We start from the raw sequence: 23104 nt of genomic DNA, 5'->3' as shown, positions 1-23104 counted from the left end.
TCATGTCGGTACCCCCGCGTGCCGTTCAGCTTAACGAAGCGAACGCGTTCCTTAAGGAACATCCTGAGGTTCTGTACGTTGACCTTCTGATTGCGGATATGAATGGTGTGGTGCGCGGCAAGCGCATCGAACGCACCAGCCTCCACAAGGTTTACGAGAAAGGCATCAACCTGCCGGCCTCTCTATTTGCTCTGGATATCAATGGTTCTACGGTGGAAAGCACCGGCCTGGGTCTGGACATCGGCGACGCCGACCGGATCTGCTATCCAATCCCGGATACCCTGTGCAACGAGCCATGGCAGAAGCGCCCGACCGCGCAACTGTTGATGACCATGCACGAACTCGAAGGCGACCCGTTCTTCGCCGATCCGCGCGAAGTGCTCCGTCAAGTTGTTGCAAAGTTTGACGAGCTCGGCTTGACCATCTGCGCAGCCTTCGAGCTAGAGTTCTACCTGATTGACCAGGAAAACGTGAACGGCCGCCCTCAGCCGCCACGCTCGCCGATTTCCGGCAAACGCCCGCACTCGACTCAGGTCTACCTGATCGACGACCTCGACGAATACGTCGACTGCCTCCAGGACATTCTGGAAGGTGCCAAAGAACAAGGCATCCCGGCCGACGCCATCGTCAAGGAAAGTGCCCCGGCGCAGTTCGAAGTGAACCTGCACCACGTCGCCGACCCGATCAAGGCGTGCGACTACGCGGTCCTGCTCAAGCGTCTGATCAAGAACATCGCCTACGACCATGAAATGGACACCACCTTCATGGCCAAGCCGTATCCGGGCCAGGCGGGTAACGGTCTGCATGTCCACATCTCGGTGCTCGACAAAGATGGCAAGAACATCTTTGCAAGCGAGGATCCCGAGCAGAACGCCGCGCTGCGTCACGCGATCGGCGGTGTGCTCGAGACCCTGCCGGCGCAGATGGCTTTCCTCTGCCCGAACGTCAACTCGTACCGTCGCTTCGGCGCGCAGTTCTATGTACCGAACTCGCCGTGCTGGGGCCTGGACAACCGCACCGTGGCGATCCGCGTACCGACCGGCTCAGCCGATGCCGTGCGGATTGAACACCGCGTGGCCGGCGCCGACGCCAACCCGTACCTGCTGATGGCTTCGGTTCTGGCCGGTGTGCATCACGGTCTGGTGAACAAGATCGAACCGGGCGCTCCGGTCGAAGGCAACAGCTACGAGCAGAACGAGCAAAGCCTGCCGAACAACTTGCGCGATGCCCTGCGTGAGCTGGACGACAGCGAGGTGATGGCCAAGTACATCGATCCGAAATACATCGATATCTTCGTCGCCTGCAAGGAAAGCGAGCTGGAGGAGTTCGAACACTCCATCTCCGACCTTGAGTACAACTGGTATCTGCATACCGTTTAAGCGGTTTGCAGGAATAAAAAACGCTGCCGGCCATTACAGCCCGCAGCGTTTTTTTATGGCAGAACACAAACCCCTGTGTTTGGTGTGAAGGGCCGCCTGCGGCGGATCGCTGGCAAGCCAGCTCCCACATGCTCTTCGTCGAGCATAGATTCCAAGTACAAAAACATTCCTTGTGGGAGCTGGCTTGCCAGCGATGGCGTCCGGGCAGACAACATCGAACCCGGCTCGTACAATGCCCGCTGCCCCGCAGGAGACTTCCATGACGCGTCCCGCCCCCGTCCGTAAACCCCGTGCCCGCAGTCAGGCGCGCATCGACTCGATACTCGACGCCGCGCGCACGCTGCTGGCTGCCGAGGGTGTGGCCAGCCTGTCGATCTACAGCGTCGCCGAACGCGCGCAGATTCCGCCCTCCTCGGTCTACCACTTCTTCGCCAGCGTCCCGGCGCTGCTCGAAGCCTTGACCGCCGACGTGCACGCGGCGTTTCGCGCCTGCCTGCAAGCGCCGATCGACCACGACGCCCTGCGCGACTGGCGTGACCTGTCGCGACTGGTCGAGGAGCGGATGCTGGAGATCTACGACGAAGACGCGGCGGCCCGTCAGTTGATCCTCGCCCAGCACGGCCTGACCGAAGTGACCCAGGCCGACCGGCAACACGACATCGAACTCGGCGACCTGATGCACAAGCTGTTCGACCGTCACTTCGAATTGCCGCGACTGCCGACCGATGTCGACGTGTTTGCGCTGGCGATGGAACTGGGCGACCGCGTGTATGCGCGCTCGGTGCAGCAGCACGGACAGATCACGCCGCGCATGGCCGAGGAAGGGATGCGGGTGTTTGATGCCTATCTCGGGTTGTATCTGCCGCCTTATCTGCCTAAACGCTAAAAGATCGCAGCCTTCGGCAGCTCCTACAGGCGCGCATTCCCTTGTAGGAGCTGCCGAAGGCTGCGATCTTTTGATCTTCAAAAAGAAAAACCCCGAAGGGCTCACGCCTTTCGGGGTTATTTTTTACTCACAGGCTTACAACTTGGCGATCGACACCTCGGTGGACTTCACGAAGGCGATCACTTCGCTGCCCACCGCCAGTTCCAGCTCCTTGACCGAGCGGGTGGTGATCACCGAAGTGACGATGCCGGAGGCGGTCTGCACGTCGATTTCCGACAGCACGTCGCCGAGAACGATCTCCTTGATCGAGCCTTTGAACTGGTTGCGCACGTTGATGGCTTTGATAGTCATGGCTTTGATTCCTGTCGTTGGAGGTAACTTGAGTTATTGAGCCCAGCGCAATTGCGTAGGCAGTGGTGAAACAGGTTCCGGCTCCGGCGGCTCGCCGGGCAGGGACAGAACACGGTTGAGTACTTCGGTCTCCAGCGCCGCCAGTCGATGCGATCCGCGCACTCGCGGGCGTGGCAGCTCCACTGGCAGGTCGAGGCCGACTTCGCCGTCCTCGATCAGAATCACCCGGTCGGCAATCGCCACCGCTTCGCTGACGTCGTGGGTCACCAGCAGCACGGTGAACCCATGTTTCTGCCAGAGGCGTTCGATCAGTTGCTGCATCTCGATCCGGGTCAGCGCATCCAGCGCACCCAGCGGCTCGTCGAGCAGCAGCAGGCGCGGTTGATGAATCAGCGCCCGGGCCAGCGCCACACGCTGCTTCTGCCCACCGGACAAGGCGGCCGGCCATTCGTTGGCACGATCGGCCAGACCCACCGCTTCCAGCGCCTCCAGCGCTTGCGGGCGCCAGTTGCCGTTAAGGCCGAGGCCAACGTTGTCGATGATCTTTTTCCACGGCAGCAGCCGTGCTTCCTGGAACATCAGCCGGGTGTCTTCGCGCGCATCGCTCAGCGGTGCGGCACCGGCCAACAGGTCGCCGCCCGTCGGTTGGTCGAGGCCGGCGAGCAGACGCAGGAACGTGCTCTTGCCGCAACCGCTGCGCCCGACCACGGCGACGAATTGCCCCGCTGGAATGTGCAGGTCGATGTCGCGCAGCACCTGCCGCGCACCAAAGGTTTTCTGCAGGTTGCGCACCACCAGCGGAATCCCGCGCAGCAGGCGTGGAGGTTGTTGAGCGGTCATGCCACACCTCCCTTGGCAACCTGATAAGCCGGGTGCCAGCGCAACCACACACGTTCAAGTCCACGGGCCGCGAGGTCGGCGAGTTTGCCGAGCACCGCGTAAAGCAGGATCGCCAGCACCACCACATCGGTCTGCAAAAACTCCCGGGCATTCATCGCCAGATAGCCGATGCCGGAGCTGGCGGAAATGGTTTCGGCAACGATCAGCGTCAACCACATGAAGCCCAGCGCAAAGCGCACGCCGACCAGAATCGACGGCAGCGCGCCCGGCAAAATCACCTGCCAGAACAGGCTGAAACCGCTCAAGCCATAACTGCGCGCCATCTCCACCAACGCCGGATCAACGTTGCGGATGCCGTGATAAGTGTTGAGGTAGATCGGGAACAACGTGCCCAACGCCACCAGGAAAATCTTCGCCGACTCGTCGATGCCGAACCACAGGATCACCAGCGGAATCAGCGCCAGGTGCGGCACGTTGCGAATCATCTGCACCGAGCTGTCGAGCAGGCGTTCGCCCCACTTCGACAGGCCGGTGATGAAGCCCAGCACCAGGCCGATGCTGCCGCCGATGGTGAAGCCCAGCGCCGCGCGCCAGCCGCTGATCGCCAGGTGCGTCCAGATCTCGCCGCTGCGCACCAGACTGACACCGGCCTCGATCACTGCCACCGGTGCCGGCAGGATCCGCGTCGACAACCAACCGGCCGACACCGACAACTGCCACACCGCCAGCAGGAGCACCGGCAACGCCCAGGGCGCGAGGCTGTGGATAAATTTGTTCATGGCGCGCCTCAGCTCTGCGACGCGGCTTTGGGAAGAATGTCGTTGGCCACCATCTCGCCGAACGGGCTGACGTAACCGGCGCTTTTCGGCAGCTCCGGACGCTCGATGTCGAGGTGCGGGAACAGCAGTTCAGCGACGCGATACGACTCTTCGAGGTGTGGATAACCGGAGAAGATGAACGTATCGATGCCCAGATCCGCGTATTCCTTCACACGGGCGGCCACGGTCGGGCCATCGCCGACCAGCGCCGTACCCGCACCGCCCCGCACCAGACCGACGCCGGCCCACAGGTTCGGGCTGACTTCGAGGTTGTCGCGACTGCCGCCGTGCAGCGCGGCCATGCGTTGCTGACCAACCGAATCAAAGCGCGCCAGTGACGCCTGCGCACGCTTGATGGTGTCGTCGTCCAGATGCGAGATCAGCCGGTCGGCTGCTTGCCAGGCTTCGGCGTTGGTTTCGCGCACAATCACATGCAGACGAATGCCGAAGCGCACAGTACGTCCGAGTCTGGCGGCTTTGGCGCGCACCTGCTCGATCTTCTCGGCGACTGCCGCTGGCGGCTCGCCCCAGGTCAGGACCATCTCGACCTGTTCGGCAGCGAGATCCTGCGCCGCTTCCGAGGAGCCACCGAAGTACAGCGGTGGGCGCGGTTGCTGGATCGGCGGATAGAGCAGTTTGGCGCCCTTCACGCTGATGTGTTCGCCGTCGTAATCGACGGTTTCGCCTTCCAGCACCCGACGCCAGATGCGGGTGAATTCCACCGAAGCCTGATAACGCGCTTCGTGATCGAGGAACAGACCATCACCGGCCAACTCTTCCGGGTCGCCACCGGTCACCAGGTTGAACAGCGCGCGACCGCCGGACAGACGATCCAGGGTCGCTGCCTGCCGCGCGGCCACCGTCGGGGAAATGATCCCGGGGCGCAGGGCGACAAGGAATTTCAGACGCTGGGTCACCGGGATCAGCGACGCGGCCACCAGCCACGAGTCTTCGCACGAACGGCCGGTGGGAATCAGCACGCCGCCAAAACCCAGACGATCCGCCGCTTGCGCGACCTGTTGCAGATAACCGTGGTCAACGGCGCGGGCGCCTTCGGCGGTGCCAAGGTAATGGCCGTCGCCGTGGGTAGGCAGGAACCAGAAGATATTAAGGCTCATGGAGTGGTCTCCTTGGGGATTCGATTTACTGGGCTTGGGTAACCGAGCTTTGGGCCACAGCGGCCGGTGGGGTCCAGATCACGTCCTTGATGCTCAACGGCTTGGGAATCAGCTTGAGCTGGTAGAAGGTGTCGGCGATTTTCTGTTGCGCGGCGACCACGTCCGGGGTCAGGAACAGCGCACCGTAGCCCTGGCGCTTCACCGAGGTCAGGGTGATGTCCGCCGGCAGGCCGAGCAGTGGCGCGACCTGTTGGGTCACGTCTTCAGGGTTGGCTTTGGACCACTCGCCAACGGCGCGCACTTCTTCGACGAGGGTCTTGATCACCTCGGGATTTTTCTGCGCGTAGGGTTTGGTCGCGAGGTAGAACTGATGGTTGTCGACGATGCCTTTGCCGTCACGCAGGGTGTGCGCTTGCAGCTGTTGCTCGGCAGCGGCCTGGTACGGGTCCCAGATCACCCAGGCGTCGACGCTGCCGCGTTCGAACGCGGCGCGGGCATCGGCCGGCGGCAGGAATACGGTCTGGATATCAGCGTATTTGAGGCCGGCATCTTCAAGGGCGCGCACCAGCAGGTAGTGCACGTTGGAGCCTTTGTTCAGCGCGACTTTCTTGCCCTTCAGATCGGCGACCGATTTGATCGGCGAGTCTTTCGGTACGAGGATCGCCTCGCTATTCGGCGCTGGCGGTTCGTAGGCGACATAGAGCAGGTCAGCGCCGGCAGCCTGAGCGAATACCGGTGGGGTTTCGCCGGTAACACCGAAGTCGATCGAGCCGACGTTCAGGCCTTCGAGCAGTTGCGGGCCGCCGGGGAATTCAGTCCATTGCACGTCCACGCCTTGCGCGGCCAGACGTTTTTCGAGAGTGCCTTTGGCTTTGAGCAGCACCAGCGTGCCGTATTTTTGATAACCGATCCGTAGAGTCTCGGCCTGAGCTTGAGTAATGGCGCCGAAGGACACAGCCGCAGCAAACAGAGCGACCAGACCACGACGCAAAAATACAGGGCGCATAGCGCTCTCCTTTTTGCTGTTGGGTTTTGGCTGCACCTGCTTGGCCGTTAGCGGCTGAGTAAGGTGAGTGGAGCAAATTCGGGTAAGGCTCAAATGCTCCAGCGAGCACTCAACAAACGTTCATTCAACAGGCCCGGCTCCAGCGGTTTCGGCCGGCGGGCCATGGCACTGACAAACTGCTCCAGTGCTTCGTGCAGACGCTGCTCCAGCGCCGGCGCCAGTTGCGCCTGGGCACTGCCTTCGCCGTAAGCAATCTGGCTGTCTTCGGCGAAAATGCCCTGGAGCATTTCCTGGGCTTTCAATGCCGACAGCACTGGCTTGAGGGCGTAATCGACCACCAGCATGTGGGCGATGCTGCCGCCCGTGGCCATCGGCAGCACAATCTTGTGGTTCAGGGCGCGTTCCGGGAGCAGATCGAGCACGGTCTTCAGTGCGCCGGAAAACGACGCCTTGTACACCGGCGTGGCGATCAGCAGACCGTCGGCGTTTTCAATCTGCGCCAGCAGGTCGAGCACCTTCGGGCTGTCGAAGCGGGCGTGAAGCAAGTCTTCGGCCGGGAAGTCCCGCACCTGATAACTCACCACTTCCACCCCCTGCTCCTGCAACCAGCGTTGCGAGCGCTCCAGCAACACCCCGGAACGGGAGCGCTGGCTGGGACTGCCACCGAGTGAGACGACCAGCATTCAGACAATTCCTTGCGCGTTACAGGCGATTCGCGGGTTGCGATCTCGCTTCAATGGAGTGACCTTACCAGCTGATTTATATATCCATAAATCATATTTATTCATTTGGTTATGCATTTAAGAGATATGATGTTTGCTTTGTTCCGGGCAAAAAAACAGGCCGTGAAAACGGCCTGAAATCCCCTGCTTTGTGGTTCTGAATTCTGTACTGCCCGGACTGACGCCTTCGCGAGCAGGCTCGCTCCCACAGGGAGACTGCATTTCAAATGTGGGAGCGAGCCTGCTCCGGGCGGCGTTCCGACGAAAGCGCCGGTAGCTACAAGAAATATCTCACTGGATTCACTTATTCGGCTGCGGCGTCAGGCGCAGGTATGGTTTCACCGCACGATAGCCTTTGGGGAAGCGCCGCTTGATCTCTTCCTCATCCTTGAGCGACGGCACGATCACCACCTCCTCACCGTCCTGCCAGTTGGCCGGGGTAGCCACCTTGTAGTTGTCGGTAAGCTGCAGCGAATCGATCACCCGCAGGATCTCGTGGAAGTTGCGTCCGGTGCTCGCCGGGTAGGTGATGGTCAGGCGGATCTTCTTGTTCGGATCGATGACGAACAGCGAACGCACGGTCAGCGTGTCGTTGGCGTTCGGGTGGATCAGATCATAGAGATCGGACACCTTGCGATCGGCATCGGCCAGGATCGGGAAGTTGACGATGGTGTTCTGGGTTTCGTTGATGTCTTCGATCCACTTGTGGTGCGAGTCCACCGGGTCCACCGACAGCGCAATGGCTTTGACGCCGCGCTTGCTGAACTCATCCTTGAGCTTGGCGGTGAAGCCCAGCTCGGTGGTGCACACCGGGGTGAAGTCGGCCGGGTGGGAGAACAGCACACCCCAGCTATCGCCCAGCCACTCGTGAAAACGAATCTTGCCGGCGCTGGAATCCTGTTCGAAATCGGGGGCGATGTCGCCGAGTCTGAGGCTCATGATGCTGCTCCTGATGAGTTGTTGGAGAACTCAACTGTAGCTTGGGATTTGCCATCATGAAAAAGAATAAATAACTAGATATCTAGCACTTAAAAGAATATTAAACATCGTTCACTGGACGCTCGCCGCCATCGCGACGAACATCGACCCCAAGGTTCGAGAAGGCCTTGAGTAGCTGCAAAAGAGGGAAATTTCGGGACAGGCTTACGGGGGTGAGCCTGACCCGAAAATGCAAAAGCCCCGTCCGGCGCAATGCCGGACGGGGCTTTTTTACATCAGCCGCTTGAGCGCGCTATTACAGCAGCGGGATCGAGTAGCTGACGATCAGGCGGTTTTCGTCCTGGGAACGGGTGTTCGCCAGGTCGGTACGCCACATCGCGTTTTTCCAGGCAACGCCGAGGTTCTTCAGCGGACCTTCCGGAATCACGTAACCGATGGTCAGGTCACGTTCCCACTCGGTTTTTTCGCCCAGCGGAGTGTCGATGTTGTTGCCACGCAGGTAGATCACGTTGGCGGTCAGGCCAGGAACGCCGATCTTGGCGAAATCGTAGCCGTAGCGAGCCTGCCAGGTACGCTCGCCAGCACGGGCGAACTTCTGGATCTGCATGTCGGTGATGGTGCTGTTCGACGAGCCGTCACCCTGGTTCAGCCAAGGGAAGTCGCTGTCGCCTTTGGTGTACTGGTAACCGGCACCGAAGGTGTGACCTTCAACCGAGTACAGGGCCAGGTAGCTGTACAGATCGTTGTCGACTTTGCCCTTGACGGTTTTGCCACCGTAGTAACCGCTGGTGTAGTAGGCAGCGGTATCGCCGTTGGCACCGTTGTCGCGGCTGCGGTAGTAACGCAGGTCGCTTTTCAGTACGCCCGGGCCGATTGCCCAGTTGTGTACCAGACCCAGGAAGTTCTGCGAGTAGAAGTCTTTCAGCTCACCGTAGTAGTACGAAGCGGTCAGGTCTTTGGTGACCTTGTAGTCCGCACCACCGTAGTAGAACTTGTTGCTGAACACGCCTTTGTCATAGTTCGAACCAGCGTTCGCACCGGCAATCGACATGTTCTCGTTGTTGCTGGAGTTACGACCTTTCACGGCCTCGACCTGACCGGCAGTCAGGGTCAGATCCTTGAACTCGTTCGAGGTGATCGCTTCACCCTGGAAAGTTTGCGGCAGCAGACGGCCGTCGTTGTACTTGATGACCGGGTTGTTCGGCATCAGGGTACCGACTTTCAGTTCGGTCTGAGAGATCTTGACCTTGCCGGTCACGCCCAGGCTGGCGAAGTCATGCACGGCACGGTTGCCATCGCTTGGGAACACGGTGCCGCCCGACGCGGTACCGGCGGAGTTGCCACTGGTGGCCGGGCTGGAATCCAGACGCACGCCGTACAGGCCGATCGCGTCAACACCGAACTGCACGGTGCCTTAGGTGTAGCCGGAGATGAAACGCAGATCGAAGCCTTGGCCCCACTCTTCGTTCTTGTTCGCACCAGCGCCATCACGGTTGTCGGTGTTGATGTAGAAGTTACGCAGCCCCAAGGTGGCCTTGCTGTCTTCGATGAAACCGGCGGCGCCTGCCTGCTGCGCCAAAACCCCTACGGCCACAGCCAGGGCCAAGGTGGACTTGTTCATGTAAAGCTCCTCTCGTTTCTAATTCTTGTGTTCCTGGCCCGGGGTCTGATGCCCTGGATCCTAAGATGCGCGATTAGCGCCAGACCGTGACTGACAAGTCAATCGTAACCTTGTGTGTCTACGACCAAGGTCTAATCGCAGTGATTTGGTCCGTGCAGAGTAAAGATTTCCTGATAAACCCAAAAAGAATTTATTCATTCTTTTTCATATCATTTCGAAATATGGCCAGTATCGTGCCACCTCCGCCGGGAAACAGCGTATCGGCGACTAAGCTCATTCCTAAATGGTATTTGTTAGCCTTTTTTTATATCGATTAGCTTTGGCGCAACCCCGATTCGTCAAACCCTATCGAAAAGGCGACGCCATGATGGCCAAACGCGCACTATCTAGTCAATTTGTTACAGTTTGTGTATCAGCGCTGATTTCTTTTTCCGCCCATGCCGCCAACCTTACCGTTGGCTATCAAACCGGTATCGACCCGAGCAAAGTCCCTCAGGCCGACGGCGTCTACGAGAAGACCATCGGCGAGAAAATCGACTGGCGTCGCTTCAATAGCGGCCCGGAAGTTGTGACAGCCCTTGCATCGGGCGACGTACAGATCGGCAACCTTGGCTCCAGCCCTCTGGCAGCGGCCGCTTCTCGCAATCTGCCGATCGTCGCTTTCATTGTTTCAGCGCAGATCAACGCCGCCGAGGCGCTGGTGGTGCGCAATGGCAGCGGGATCAATACCCCGCAGGACCTGGTCGGCAAGACCATCGCCACGCCTTTCGTTTCCACCTCCCACTACAGCTTGCTCGGCGCACTCAAGCACTGGGGCCTGGACACCTCGAAAGTCAAAGTGGTGAACCTGCAGCCCGCAGAAATCGCAGCGGCATGGAAGCGTGGGGATATAGATGGTGCGTTTGTCTGGTCGCCGGCGCTGGGGGAAATCCGCAAGACCGGCAAGACCCTGACCGATGCCGCACAAGTCGGCCAATGGGGCGCACCGACCTTCGAAGTCTGGGTCGCGCGCAAGGACTACGCCGAGAAGCATCCTGAGGTGGTGGCCAAGTTTGCCAAGGTCACTCTAGACGCATTTGCCGATTACGCCAGCCATAAAGACAGCTGGACGCCGGACTCGGCGCCGGTGCAGAAAATCGCCAAATTGACCGGTGCCAATGCGGCCGATGTGCCGGAGCTGCTGGCCGGGTCGGCCTTCCCGGATGCCAAGGCGCAGCAAACCACCGCACTGCTGGATGGCGGCACGGCCAAGGCGATAGGTGAGACGGCGAAGTTTTTGAAGGAACAAGGCAAGGTCGAGACGGTGCTGCCGGACTACTCGCCGTACGTCAGTGCGAAGTTTGTAACCGAAAACAATTGAATAGGTGGCGAGGGGATTCATCCCCGATGGACTGCGCAGCAGTCCCCTGCTTTTGCTAAAGCGGGGGCCGCTGCGCGGCCCATCGGGGATGAATCCCCTCGCCACAAAAGTCCTTCGCTAATCTTCAGAGGGTCTTTTCGAAGATCTTCGAATTGCGCTGATAGTTGTACAGCGACGCCCGCGCCGCCGGCAGGCGCTCGACGCTGCTAGGCTCGAAGCCACGTTCGCGGAACCAGTGCGCCGTGCGGGTGGTGAGGACGAACAGGGTTTTCAACCCTTGCGCCCGGGCACGGGTCTCGATGCGCTCCAACAGTTCATCGCCGCGACCGCCATGGCGGTACTCCGGATTCACCGCCAGGCACGCCAGCTCACCGGCGTCCGAATCGGCAATCTGGTACAGCGCCGCACAAGCAATGATCATCCCTTCACGCTCAACCACACTGAACTGCTCGATTTCGCGCTCCAGCACTTCGCGCGAGCGACGCACCAGAATCCCCTGCTCTTCCAGCGGGCTGATCAGGTCAAGCAAACCGCCGACGTCTTCAATCGCCGCCTCGCGCACCAGTTCGAATTGCTCCTGAGCGACCAGCGTACCGCCACCATCGCGGGTGAACAGTTCGGTCAGCAGTGCACCGTCCTCGGCATAGCTGACGATATGGCTGCGCGCGACGCCGCCACGGCAGGCCTCGGCGGCGGCATCCAGCAGTTCGGCCTGATAATTGTTGCCCAGACGCGCCAGATGCGCAGGCACCTGTTGTGGCCGCAGTTCGCGCACCAGTTTGCCGTTTTCGTCGATCAGACCGAGGTCAGCGCCGAACAGCAACAGTTTGTCGGCACCGAGGTCGATGGCGGCGCGGGTGGCGACGTCTTCGCAGGCGAGGTTGAAGATTTCCCCGGTCGGCGAGTAGCCCAGCGGCGACAGCAGCACGATCGAGCGCTCGTCGAGCAGGCGATTAATGCCTTTACGGTCGACCCGGCGCACTTCGCCGGTGTGGTGATAGTCGACTCCTTCGAGCACGCCGATCGGCCGCGCCGTGACCAGGTTGCCGCTGGCCACCCGCAGACGCGAGCCTTGCATCGGCGACGAGGCCATGTCCATCGACAGCCGCGCTTCGATGGCAATACGCAGCTGACCGACTGCATCGATCACACATTCCAGGGTTGCCGCATCGGTGATGCGCATGCCGTGGTGATAGTGCGGGGTCAGGCCGCGAGCGGCGAGGCGGGTTTCAATCTGCGGACGCGAACCGTGGACCAGCACCAGACGCACGCCGAGGCTGTGCAACAGCACCAGGTCGTGGACGATGTTGCCGAAGTTCGGATGCTCCACACCGTCGCCGGGCAGCATGACGACGAACGTGCAGTCGCGGTGGGCATTGATGTAAGGGGACGCGTGACGAAGCCAATTGACGTATTCGGGCATGAACCTAGGCCTGTAATAAATAGCAGCCGGAAAAAAGGGCGAAACGGAAAACGCACAGCGGGCTGATGGTTATCGTCGGAACAGGCTTGGCGACACGCGCGCTCTCCTCATGAATACGGGTTAGATTCCCACTAATTTAACGACTTTCCCTGTAGGAGCTGCCGCAGGCTGCGATCTTTTGACTTTGTTTTTAAAAGACAAGATCAAAAGATCGTCCGAACGCGGCCCGAGCCTTCGGCAGCGCCTACAAGGGATGTGTTCAATTCTTCAGGCAGTAATGTTCAATCAACTGCCGCAATAGGTGCACGGTAGGCTGCAAACGTGACATTTCGAGGTATTCGCCGGGCTGGTGGGCACAGGCGATGTCGCCGGGGCCGAGCACGATGGTTTCGCAGCCAAGGCGCTGAAGATAAGGCGCTTCGGTGCCAAACGCTACTGCTTCGGCACGGTGGCCGGTGAGCTTTTCGGCGATGCGCACCAATTCGGCGTCTTCGGCCTGTTCGAACGGCGGCACTTCCGGGAACAATGGTTTGTAATCGATCTTCACCTGATGCCGCTCGGCCACCGGATTGAGCTTGCGCAGGATTTCCGCGCGCAGGACTTTCGGGTCCATGCCCGGCAGCGGGCGCAGGTCGAACTCCAGCGAACACTGGCCACAGATGCGGTTGGGGTTATCTCCGCCATGAATACAGCCGAAGTTCATCGTCGGTTGCGGCACGCTGAACTGCGGATTGTTGAATTCACGCTGCCACAGCAGGCGCAAACCGCGCAGTTCGCCGATGGCATCGTGCATCGCTTCGAGGGCACTGTGCCCCAGACGCGGATCCGACGAATGGCCGCTCTGCCCGAGGATATCGATGCGCTCCATCATGATGCCCTTGTGCATGCGAATCGGCTTGAGCCCGGTCGGCTCGCCGATCACCGCCGCACGGCCCAGCGGCTTGCCGGCCTCGGCCAGCGCGCGAGCACCGGACATCGAACTTTCTTCATCACAGGTGGCGAGAATCAGCAGCGGTTGCTTGAACGGTTGGTCGAGCAGCGGCTGCACGGCCTCGATGATCAGCGCGAAAAAGCCCTTCATGTCGCAACTGCCCAGCCCGACCCAGCGGCCGTCAACTTCGGTAAGCTTCAGCGGATCGGTCTGCCACAGCGCATCGTCATAAGGCACGGTATCGCTGTGCCCGGCCAGCACCAGACCGCCGGGGCCGCTGCCGTAACTGGCGAGCAGGTTGAATTTGCCGGGGCTGACCTGCTGGATATCGCAGCTGAAACCCAGATCACCCAGCCATCCGGCGAGCAAATCGATCACCGCCCGGTTGGACTGATCCAGGCCCGGTTGGGTGCAGCTGACCGACGGTGCGGCGATCAGTGCAGCGAACTGGTCTTGCATGGACGGCAAAGGCATCGCTGACTCCAACTCCGATTTGAAGTCCATCATAGAGCCATCCGGCGCCAGGAATAAACCGCCGCAGGGCGTAGGAAGTTTGAGTCCTGTACACTGCACGGCCTTGGCAGCCACACATTCCCCCGGCTGCGCTCCCGATCCTGGATTTTCCGGCCATGCAGAAAGAAACCGAAATCAAACTCCGCGTCAGCCGCGAAACCCTCGCTGCCCTGCGCGAGCACCCGCTACTGAAAAAACGCAACAAAAATGGCTGGGAACGCCGTGAGTTGATGAACCAGTACTTCGACACCCCCGAGCGCGACCTGGCCCAGGCCAAAGTCGCCCTGCGCTTGCGCAAGGACGGTGACGAAGTGATTCAGACCCTCAAGACCCGCGGCCAGAGTGTTGCCGGTCTGTCCGAGCGTAATGAATACGACTGGAAGTTGCCCAAAGCCAAGCTCGACGTGAAGAAACTCGACGGCGAATGCTGGCCCGAGTCGCTGGCCGAGCTGGACAAGAAAACCCTGAAGCCGATCTTCACCACCGATTTCGTCCGCGAGCGTGCGGAAATCGCCTGGGGCCGCGGCAAGGCCAAAGTGGTCATCGAAGCTGCGCTGGATCTGGGCCACGTTGTGGTCGGCAAGCAGAAAGAAGAAATCTGCGAGCTGGAACTGGAGCTGCGCGAAGGCGAGCCGGCCGCACTGCTGGAACTGGCCGCCGAACTGGCCGAAACCCTGGCCCTGATGCCGTGCGACATCAGCAAGGCCGAGCGCGGCTACCGTCTGTACGACGCCAACAGCTACTCGCTGAGCCTGCCGGCGCCGCAACTGACCCCGGAAACCCCACTCGACGACGCCTTCGCCGCACTGGCCTGGCACTTGCTCGGCAGCAGCCAGCGTCTGGCCGAACAATATCGTTTCAATGGCCACTGGCGCCTGCTGCAGGACTGGGTCGAGAACCTCGCCGAAATGCGCGCCCTGCTCAGCAGCCTCGGCCAGGCGGCACCGCGTCCGGCCACTCACGACCTGCGCGTGGCGCTGGACGCATTGCTTGAAGACTGGCGCCCGCTGGTTCAGGTCGGCATCGAAGACGAAGACGTACGCAAGGCGGCGCCGGAGCAATTCCTCGAAGAACTGGAAGACCCGCGCTGGGGCCTGTTCTCGCTGACCGCATCACGCTGGCTGCTGGCCCGCGCCTGGACCGCCGAGCGCAACACCCGCGGCAACCGCCAGGGCGCCGCGCAACTGCACAGCTGGCTGCCGCGCCTGCTGGGCGAGGAAGCCACGTCCCTGCAATTGCAGCGCTATCAGCAGCAACCGGAAGATCTGGCCGAGCAACTGCCGCGCATCGAGCGCATCCAGGTCTGGCTGCACCACGCGCGCAACGTGCTGGAGATTGCGGAAATGGATCGCCTGTACGGCGAGCTGAACAAACTGGCGCAACTGGCCAACGAACCGACCATCACTGACGAACTGCTCGATGCGCGCAAGCAGCAGGCGATTGCGGTTTATCAGAATCGTGCGTGGAAAATGCTGCTGCGCATGTGATGACTGTGTGGTGAGGGGATTCATCCCCGATGGACTGCGCAGCAGTCCCTGCTTTCGACTAAAGCGGGGCCGCTTCGCGACCCATCGGGGATAAATCCCCTCGCCACAGAGGCCATCAGCGCATGACCGGCAGGCTGGTGGTGGACTTGATCTCCGACAGCGCCACAATCGAATTCACTTCCTGAATCCCCGGCACCAGCGACAGTTTCTCGAAAAAGAACCGCTCATACGCCTCGATGTCCGCCGCGACAATCCGCAACAGAAAATCTACCGCGCCCATCAGCACGTAGCACTCCAGAACCTCCGGAAAACCGCGAATCGCCTCGGTGAATTCGGTGAAGTTCGACCGCCCGTGGGCGTTGAGTTTGATCTCGGCGAAGATCTGCGTGTTCAGGCCGATCTTCTTGCGATCAAGCAAGGTCACCTGACCGCGAATGATGCCCTCCTCCTTCATCCGCTGAATGCGCCGCCAGCACGGTGACTGCGACAGGCCCACCTGCTCGGCGATCTGAGCGCTGGACAAGGAAGCGTCCTCTTGCAGCAGGGCGAGAATCCTGCGGTCGTAGCTGTCCAGCTCGCTGTGCATAGAAAAACCTCAAATATGAATTCATGCGAATCAAACCGGTCGATCATTCGCCAATAACATCGATCTTAGCCAAGAAATGCCCGGCACCGAATGTAAAAATTTCTCCAGTGTTTTTTGGAGACTCGCCATGCCGCACCTCGAAGCCGTGAATACCGCTCCAACCCGGGCCGATGTCTGGAACGTCAACAACAGCCATTGCCTGGCGCAGTATCAGATCCTCGCCGAAGCCGAGCCGGATCTGCTGGTGCGGGTGCTGAACCTGTTTGCGCTGCAGTTCCTCACGCCTGAACAGGTCAATGTGCAGCGGATGGACGACTTGATGTCGATCGACATCGTCATGGGCGGTTTCAGTTGGCATCGCGCCCAAGTAATTGCGGAAAAACTTCGTAACCTGATCAGCGTCTGCTCGGTGAACCTGCAAAACGCCGACGCGGCGTGGGATACGCCCGCGCAAGCGGTTGGCTGAAAAATCCGGCAACGGCTTTGTCGGGTAGTGGCCCAACGGTCTGCGGGGCCACGACTATCCTTTGCGAACTGTCGTTCAAAAGGAGCCCGCATGTCCGTTCAACTCGCCACTCAGGACCGCTGGCTGGATCTCAACGATGTGTTGCGTGAATTGGTCGCCCAAGGCTTCATCAGCCAGGATTCGGCGGAGCAGGCGCTCAATGCCCGACGCCGCCACGCGACCCACGGCCAGCAGCACCCGCTGGAGTTCATTGCCAGCCAGCAACTGGATGACCTCAGCCGTCCGGGTAAACATCTGGATCTGGAAAGCCTGACCCTGTGGCTGGCGCAGCAGGCCGGCCAACCGTACATGCGCATCGACCCGTTGAAGATCAACGTCGCCGCCATCACCCCGCTGATGTCCTACGCCTTTGCCCAGCGGCACAGGATTCTTGCGGTGGCGGTCGACCGCGACGCCGTCGTCGTTGCCAGCGCCCAGCCCTACGTCACCGGCTGGGAGGCTGACCTGACACACGTGCTTAAGTTGCCGATCAAACGGGTGGTCGCCAACCCGGTGGACATCCAGCGCTTCAGTGTCGAGTTCTTCCGCCTGGCCAAATCGGTCAGCGGCGCCAGCAATGCCGATCAGCAAAGCGGTAACCTCGGCAACTTCGAACAACTGCTCAACCTCGGCGCCAGCGATCAGGAACCGGACGCCAACGACGCGCATATCGTCAACATCGTCGACTGGCTGTTCCAGTACGCCTTCCAGCAGCGCGCCAGCGATATCCACATCGAACCGCGCCGCGAACAGGGCACCGTGCGCTTTCGTATCGACGGCGTGTTGCACAACGTCTATCAATTCCCGCCGCAAGTGACCATGGCGATCGTCAGCCGCCTGAAAAGCCTCGGGCGGATGAACGTCGCCGAGAAGCGCAAACCCCAGGACGGCCGGGTCAAAACCAAGACCCCGGACGGCGGCGAGGTGGAGCTGCGGCTCTCGACGCTGCCCACCGCGTTTGGCGAAAAAATGGTCATGCGGATTTTTGACCCGGAAGTGCTGCTCAAGGACTTCGATCAGTTGGGCTTTTCCGCCGATGACCTGCGCCGCTGGCAGGACATGACCCGCCAGCCCAACGGCATCATCCTGGTCACCGGGCCAACCGGTTCGGGCAAGACCACCACGCTCTACACCACGCTGAAGAAACTGGCGACGCCGGAGATCAACCTCTGCACCATCGAAGACCCGATCGAAATGGTCGAGCCGGCGTTCAATCAGATGCAGGTGCAGCACAACATCGAGCTGAGTTTCGCCGCTGGGGTGCGTGCGTTGATGCGACAGGACCCGGACATCATCATGATCGGCGAGATTCGCGACCTGGAAACCGCGGAAATGGCGATTCAGGCGGCACTCACCGGCCACCTGGTGCTGTCGACCCTGCACACCAACGATGCCCCCAGCGCTATCAGCCGGTTACTCGAACTCGGCGTGCCGCACTACCTGATCAAGGCCACGGTGCTCGGGGTCATGGCCCAGCGTCTGGTGCGTACCTTGTGCCCGCACTGCAAGGCGCCGCTGACGCTGGAAGAGGAGGACTGGCAGACCCTGACCCGCCCCTGGCAGGCGCCGCTGCCGGGCAATGCGCAACGCGCGATCGGCTGCCTGGAGTGTCGCGACACCGGTTATCGCGGACGCGCCGGGGTCTACGAAATCATGCAGTTGAGCGATAGCCTCAAAGCGCTCATCACCCCCGACACCGACCTCACCGCCATCCGCCGGCAAGCCTTCAAGGAAGGCATGCGCAGCCTGCGCCTGTCGGGTGCGCAGAAGGTCGCGGCGGGGCTGACCACCCTCGAAGAAGTGCTGCGGGTGACACCGCAGAGCGAGCAGAAATAGGCCGCTACGGAACCGGATCGGGGAATCGTTATCCAACGCCGTAGTTAACCCCCAGGAGTCACTCAATCATGCGTCTCAAACTTGCTGTCGCCACCCTTGCCTTGCTGTCCCTTCCCGTTGGTTCAGCGATGGCCGACAGCTTTTGGCGTAACGTCATTTCGTCCGGCGCCACCACCGGTTCGACCTACCTGACCTTCAAGGATCACAAGCTGATCGTTGCCGCACAGGACGATGCCGGCAGCTTCGTTGCCAGCGATGGCGGCATCCGTGGGCCGTACCTGGAAGCAGCGATGCAGAAAGTCCGCGCCGACAATCCGGGCCTGCAGGCCACGGACATGGAACTGGCGAATGCGATTCTGGCGAAGAACGCAGTGGCCTCCGAGTAAGCCAGGCGCCAACAAAAATGCCGCTCGATCGAGCGGCATTTTTTTAAGCAAAAAGCAAAAGATCGCAGCCTTCGGCAGCTCCTACAGGGATCAGTGTAGGAGCTGCCGAAGGCTGCGATCTTTTGCTCTTCAGCGGTAATCGTCCACCGGGACGCAAGCACAAAACAGATTGCGATCCCCATAAACGTTATCCACCCGATTCACCGCCGGCCAATACTTGTGCGCCTTGGTGTGTGCATCCGGGGTGATGCCCTGCTCGATGCTGTAAGACCGCTCCCAGACTCCGGTGACATCGGCCAAGGTATGTGGAGCACGCTTGAGCGGGTTGTCTTCCGCCGGCCAGTTGCCGTTCTGCACTTCGGTGATTTCTGCGCGAATGCTCAGCATGGCGCCGATAAAGCGGTCGAGTTCAGCCTTGGATTCGCTCTCGGTCGGCTCGACCATCAACGTCCCCGGCACCGGGAATGACATGGTCGGCGCATGGAAACCGTAATCCATCAGGCGCTTGGCGACATCTTCTTCGCTGATCCCGGTCTGCGCCTTCAACGGCCGCAGATCGAGAATGCATTCATGGGCCACCCGCCCGTTGCGCCCGGTGTACAGCACCGGAAATGCGCCGGATAAGTGCTGGGCCAGATAGTTCGCCGCGAGGATCGCCACTTCACTGGCATCCGCCAATTGCGGCCCCATCATCGCGATGTACATCCAGCTGATCGGCAAAATACTCGCACTGCCCCACGGCGCCGCGCTGACCGCGCCGTTCTGCGGCAGCGGGCCGTCAATCGGCACGACCGGATGATTGGCGACGAACGGCGCCAGGTGCGCGCGAATGCCGATCGGCCCCATGCCCGGCCCGCCACCGCCGTGGGGAATGCAGAACGTCTTGTGCAGGTTCATGTGCGACACATCGGCGCCGATGTCCGCCGGCCGCGCCAGCCCGACCTGCGCGTTAAGGTTGGCGCCGTCCATGTACACCTGCCCGCCGTGCTGGTGGATAACTTCGCAGATTTCGCTGATGCCCTCCTCGTAAACACCATGGGTCGACGGATAGGTCGCCATCAGGCACGACAATTTGTCCCCCGCCTCGGCCGCCCTGGTTTTCAGGTCGTCCAGATCGACGTTGCCGGCCTCGTCGCATTCGACGATCACCACGCGCATCCCGGCCATCTGCGCCGAGGCCGGGTTGGTGCCGTGGGCCGAGGACGGGATCAGGCAGATATCCCGCGCGCCCTGATGCCGGCTCTCGTGATATTTGCGAATCGCCAGCAGCCCGGCGTACTCGCCCTGAGCCCCGGAGTTGGGCTGCATGCAGATTGCATCGAACCCGGTGATCGCGCACAGCCAGCGCTGCAGTTCTTCGATCATCAAGGTGTAACCGACTGCCTGCTCCCGAGGCGCGAACGGGTGCAGGTTGGCAAACTGCGGCCAGGTGATGGGGATCATCTCGCTGGTGGCGTTAAGTTTCATGGTGCAGGAGCCCAGCGGGATCATCGACTGGTTAAGCGCCAGATCCTTGTTCTCCAGTTGCTTGAGGTAGCGCAGCATCTCGGTTTCGCTGTGATGCGCGTTGAACACCGGGTGGCGCAGGTACGGCGTGTTGCGCTGCAGATGGTCGGGAATGCCGGAAACCAGTGCTTCTGCGTCAATGTCGTCGACGTTCAAACCATGATCGGCACCGAGCAGCACATCGAACAGCTTCGCCACCGTGTTTTCATCGCACGTCTCGTCGAGGCTCAACCCCACTCGGCCACGGCCGAGAATCCGCAGGTTGATCTGCGCGGCCCTGGCACTGTCGATGATCGCGCTCTGCGCACCACCCACCTCCAGCGTGAGGGTGTCGAAAAACTGTCCGTTGACCCGCGCAATACCATGGCGCTCAAGGCCCGCCGCCAGGATGCAGGTCAAGCGGTGCACGCGCTGGGCGATGCGTTTCAAGCCTTGCGGCCCGTGATACACCGCGTAGCAACTGGCGATGTTGGCCAGCAGCACCTGCGCGGTGCAGATGTTCGAGTTGGCCTTCTCGCGGCGAATATGTTGCTCACGGGTTTGCAGGGCCATGCGCAACGCGACGTTACCGCGTGCGTCTTTCGACACGCCGATGATCCGCCCCGGAATCGCCCGTTTGTACTCCTCACGGCTGGCAAAAAACGCTGCGTGCGGGCCACCGTAGCCCATCGGTACGCCAAAGCGCTGGGACGAACCGAACACCACGTCCGCGCCCAGTTCACCCGGCGGCGTCAACAGCAACAGGCTCAGCAGATCGGTGGCGACACACGCTAACGCCTGCTGCGCGTGCAACTGATCGATGACCGGACGCAGATCACGGATCTCGCCATGAGTGTCGGGATACTGCAGCAACGCGCCGAATACCTGATGCTGGTTGAGGTTATCCACAGCGTCGATGATCAGCTCGAAGCCGAAACCTTCGGCGCGGGTCTGCACCACGGAGATGGTTTGCGGATGACAGTTCTCATCGACGAAAAACAGATTGCTCTTCGACTTCGCCACACGCTTGGCCAGCGCCATGGCTTCTGCAGCGGCGGTGGCTTCGTCGAGTAACGAGGCGTTGGCCAGTTCAAGTCCGGTGAGGTCGATGGTCAGTTGCTGAAAATTCAGCAACGCTTCGAGACGGCCCTGGGCGATCTCCGGTTGATAGGGGGTGTAGGCGGTGTACCAACCGGGATTTTCCAGCACATTGCGCAGGATGACCGTCGGCGTGAGCGTGCCGTGGTAGCCCATGCCGATCAGGCTGGTCCAGACCTGATTCTGCTCGGCGTAACCGCGCAGCTTGGCCAGCGCCGCTTGCTCATCAAGGGCCGGCGGCAAGTCCAGCGCCCGATTCAGGCGAATGCCCGGCGGCACCGTCTGCTCGATCAGTTCAACCCGGCTGCCCAGACCGAGGCTGTCGAGCATCGCCTGTTGCTCGGCAACGTCGGGGCCCAAATGGCGGCGCAGGAAGGCTTCGGGGTCGCGTAACTGGCTCAAGGATGGCAACTGGGACATGACGGGCTCTCTCTTGGCTGCTCGGCGTCAATGCAACACGGTCAAACCAGCATAGCAGCCGATTCCGACGCGCACGGCTTGGCGGCAGCGGGGGTTCCGGGGCATGCTGTAGCGCCTGCATCAGGCGTCCAACTTCCGGATGATCGAACCCTCATGAGCCAACTGCCGTTCCTGCCGTTTTCCAAACCTGTCATTGATGAAGCCACAATTGCCGCCGTCGGCGATGTACTGCGCTCTGGCTGGATCACCAGCGGGCCGAAGGTCCAGGCCTTTGAAGCGCAGTTGTCGGAATATTTCGGCGGACGCCCGGTGCGCACCTTCAACTCCGGCACCTGCACCATGGAAATCGCCCTGCGCATCGCCGGCATTGGCCCGGGTGACGAAGTGATCACCACGCCGATTTCCTGGGTCGCCACCGCCAACGTGATCCTCGAAGTCGGCGCCACCCCGGTGTTCGCCGACATCGACCCGGTGACCCGCAACATTGATCTGGACAAGCTCGAGGCAGCGATCACCCCACGCACCAAAGCGCTGATTCCGGTGTACCTCGCCGGCCTGCCGGTGGACATGGATCGGCTATATGCCATCGCGCGCAAACACAATCTGCGGATTGTCGAAGACGCCGCGCAGGCGTTGGGTTCGAGCTGGAACGGCCAGCGCATCGGCGCCACTGGCGACTTCGTGTCGTTCAGTTTCCAGGCCAACAAGAACGTGACCTGCTCCGAAGGCGGCTGTCTGGTGCTGAACACTGCGGAAGAAGCGCGGCTGGCGGAGAAATATCGCCTGCAGGGCGTGACCCGCAACGGCTTCGACGGTCTCGACGTTGATGTGCTCGGCGGCAAGTTCAACATGACCGACGTCGCCGCGACCATCGGTCTGGGTCAATTCGCCCATATCGAGGCGCTGACCGCCCATCGTCAGGAACTGGCCCGTCATTACTTCAACTGGTTTGGCGATGACTTCGAAGCGATCTATGGCGCGCAATTGCCGCCCGCGGATTTCACTCACAGCAACTGGCACCTGTTTCAGCTGGTACTGCCGGAGCGCAAGGACGGCTTGCCGGCCCGCGCTACGTTCATGGAACAGATGCAGGCACACGGCATCGGCATCGGCTATCACTACCCGCCGATTCATTTGCTGAGTCTGTACCGCGAGCGCGGTTTCAAGGAAGGTATGTTGCCGGTGGCCGAGCGCGTCGGGCGACTGATTGTGTCGTTGCCGATGTTCAACACCATGACCAAGGAAGATGTCGAGCGGTCGGTGGCGGCGGTGAAAGCCGTATTGAAACCCTGAAGCGCTCTTAATGTAGGAGCTGCCGCAGGCTGCGATCTTTTGATCTTGTCTTTAAAAACAAAATCAAAAGATCGCAGCCTTCGGCAGCTCCTACAGGGGGC

19 protein-coding genes and 1 pseudogene are annotated in these 23104 nt (G+C 60.9%); 8 read left to right on the top strand and 12 right to left on the bottom strand.

Annotated elements, in window-relative coordinates; translation table 11 throughout:
• The first annotated feature begins 2 nt into the window (after nucleotides 1–2).
• The gene (locus tag KVQ82_RS02345) at nucleotides 3–1379 is read left to right on the top strand and encodes a glutamine synthetase family protein (RefSeq protein WP_003229254.1); all 1377 of its coding nucleotides are present in this window, start codon (nucleotides 3–5) and stop codon (nucleotides 1377–1379) included.
• A 259-nt stretch (nucleotides 1380–1638) separates the two neighbouring features.
• A complete protein-coding gene (locus KVQ82_RS02340; RefSeq protein WP_222017834.1) occupies nucleotides 1639–2265 on the top strand; it encodes a TetR/AcrR family transcriptional regulator in 627 nt (208 codons plus the stop codon).
• Between the two features lie 135 nt (nucleotides 2266–2400).
• On the opposite strand, the gene KVQ82_RS02335 is transcribed toward KVQ82_RS02340, so the two are convergent.
• From KVQ82_RS02335 to KVQ82_RS02300, 8 genes and pseudogenes are all read right to left on the bottom strand, one after another.
• A complete protein-coding gene (locus KVQ82_RS02335) occupies nucleotides 2401–2616 on the bottom strand; it encodes a molybdopterin-binding protein (RefSeq protein WP_007967989.1) in 216 nt (71 codons plus the stop codon).
• Between the two features lie 33 nt (nucleotides 2617–2649).
• Nucleotides 2650–3456, bottom strand: a complete 807-nt coding sequence (ssuB, locus tag KVQ82_RS02330; protein ID WP_086792338.1) for an aliphatic sulfonates ABC transporter ATP-binding protein — start codon at nucleotides 3454–3456, stop codon at nucleotides 2650–2652.
• Nucleotides 3453–4235, bottom strand: a complete 783-nt coding sequence (gene ssuC, locus KVQ82_RS02325; protein WP_222017832.1) for an aliphatic sulfonate ABC transporter permease SsuC — start codon at nucleotides 4233–4235, stop codon at nucleotides 3453–3455. Before ssuC ends, ssuB begins: the two co-directional genes overlap by 4 nt.
• 8 nt (nucleotides 4236–4243) lie before the next feature.
• Nucleotides 4244–5392: an FMNH2-dependent alkanesulfonate monooxygenase gene (gene ssuD / locus KVQ82_RS02320; RefSeq protein WP_041072113.1), complete on the bottom strand. Its 1149-nt coding sequence runs from the start codon at nucleotides 5390–5392 to the stop codon at nucleotides 4244–4246.
• A 25-nt stretch (nucleotides 5393–5417) separates the two neighbouring features.
• On the bottom strand, nucleotides 5418–6398 hold the full coding sequence (locus tag KVQ82_RS02315) for a sulfonate ABC transporter substrate-binding protein (protein ID WP_222017831.1): 981 nt from the start codon (nucleotides 6396–6398) through the stop codon (nucleotides 5418–5420).
• Between the two features lie 89 nt (nucleotides 6399–6487).
• The gene (gene ssuE / locus KVQ82_RS02310; protein WP_041072109.1) at nucleotides 6488–7081 is read right to left on the bottom strand and encodes an NADPH-dependent FMN reductase; all 594 of its coding nucleotides are present in this window, start codon (nucleotides 7079–7081) and stop codon (nucleotides 6488–6490) included.
• Nucleotides 7082–7420: 339 nt separating this feature from the next.
• Complete coding sequence (locus KVQ82_RS02305) at nucleotides 7421–8059, bottom strand: peroxiredoxin (RefSeq protein ID WP_041072107.1); 639 nt, start codon at nucleotides 8057–8059, stop codon at nucleotides 7421–7423.
• A 295-nt stretch (nucleotides 8060–8354) separates the two neighbouring features.
• Nucleotides 8355–9680 (bottom strand): annotated as a pseudogene (locus tag KVQ82_RS02300) (OprD family porin).
• Nucleotides 9681–10047: 367 nt separating this feature from the next.
• Here KVQ82_RS02300 and tauA point away from each other — a divergent pair.
• Nucleotides 10048–11040 carry a taurine ABC transporter substrate-binding protein gene (gene tauA / locus KVQ82_RS02295; protein ID WP_222019352.1) on the top strand — a complete coding sequence of 331 codons (993 nt, stop codon included), beginning with the start codon at nucleotides 10048–10050 and terminating at the stop codon, nucleotides 11038–11040.
• A 124-nt stretch (nucleotides 11041–11164) separates the two neighbouring features.
• Here tauA and argA read toward each other — a convergent pair whose 3' ends face one another.
• A complete protein-coding gene (gene argA / locus KVQ82_RS02290) occupies nucleotides 11165–12463 on the bottom strand; it encodes an amino-acid N-acetyltransferase (RefSeq protein ID WP_007967974.1) in 1299 nt (432 codons plus the stop codon).
• A 259-nt stretch (nucleotides 12464–12722) separates the two neighbouring features.
• Complete coding sequence (gene argE, locus KVQ82_RS02285; RefSeq protein ID WP_041072182.1) at nucleotides 12723–13868, bottom strand: acetylornithine deacetylase; 1146 nt, start codon at nucleotides 13866–13868, stop codon at nucleotides 12723–12725.
• 155 nt (nucleotides 13869–14023) lie between these two features.
• Here argE and KVQ82_RS02280 point away from each other — a divergent pair, with 155 nt between their 5' ends.
• On the top strand, nucleotides 14024–15394 hold the full coding sequence (locus KVQ82_RS02280; RefSeq protein WP_095668062.1) for an inorganic triphosphatase: 1371 nt from the start codon (nucleotides 14024–14026) through the stop codon (nucleotides 15392–15394).
• 115 nt (nucleotides 15395–15509) lie between these two features.
• On the opposite strand, the gene KVQ82_RS02275 is transcribed toward KVQ82_RS02280, so the two are convergent.
• Complete coding sequence (locus KVQ82_RS02275) at nucleotides 15510–15980, bottom strand: Lrp/AsnC family transcriptional regulator (RefSeq protein WP_025112016.1); 471 nt, start codon at nucleotides 15978–15980, stop codon at nucleotides 15510–15512.
• A gap of 127 nt (nucleotides 15981–16107) precedes the next feature.
• On the opposite strand from KVQ82_RS02275, the gene KVQ82_RS02270 reads away from it, so the two are divergent.
• The 3 genes from KVQ82_RS02270 to KVQ82_RS02260 all read left to right on the top strand — a co-directional run bounded on the left by KVQ82_RS02270 (nucleotide 16108) and on the right by KVQ82_RS02260 (nucleotide 18707).
• A complete protein-coding gene (locus KVQ82_RS02270) occupies nucleotides 16108–16446 on the top strand; it encodes a hypothetical protein (protein ID WP_108184141.1) in 339 nt (112 codons plus the stop codon).
• A 90-nt stretch (nucleotides 16447–16536) separates the two neighbouring features.
• Nucleotides 16537–18321 carry a GspE/PulE family protein gene (locus tag KVQ82_RS02265; protein WP_222017828.1) on the top strand — a complete coding sequence of 595 codons (1785 nt, stop codon included), beginning with the start codon at nucleotides 16537–16539 and terminating at the stop codon, nucleotides 18319–18321.
• Nucleotides 18322–18386: 65 nt separating this feature from the next.
• A complete protein-coding gene (locus KVQ82_RS02260) occupies nucleotides 18387–18707 on the top strand; it encodes a DUF2388 domain-containing protein (RefSeq protein ID WP_169843014.1) in 321 nt (106 codons plus the stop codon).
• A 129-nt stretch (nucleotides 18708–18836) separates the two neighbouring features.
• Here the strand turns inward: KVQ82_RS02260 and gcvP are convergent, their stop codons facing one another.
• A complete protein-coding gene (gene gcvP / locus KVQ82_RS02255; protein WP_222017827.1) occupies nucleotides 18837–21710 on the bottom strand; it encodes an aminomethyl-transferring glycine dehydrogenase in 2874 nt (957 codons plus the stop codon).
• Between the two features lie 153 nt (nucleotides 21711–21863).
• Between gcvP and KVQ82_RS02250 the strand changes: the two genes are divergently transcribed.
• Nucleotides 21864–23003, top strand: coding sequence for a DegT/DnrJ/EryC1/StrS aminotransferase family protein (locus tag KVQ82_RS02250; protein WP_222017825.1), 1140 nt, complete (start codon nucleotides 21864–21866; stop codon nucleotides 23001–23003).
• Nucleotides 23004–23104 lie beyond the last annotated feature (101 nt).

The organism is Pseudomonas sp. AO-1, assembly GCF_019775695.1.
GTDB lineage: Bacteria > Pseudomonadota > Gammaproteobacteria > Pseudomonadales > Pseudomonadaceae > Aquipseudomonas > Aquipseudomonas parakoreensis.
This window is presented reverse-complemented; position numbering and strand designations above follow the sequence as displayed.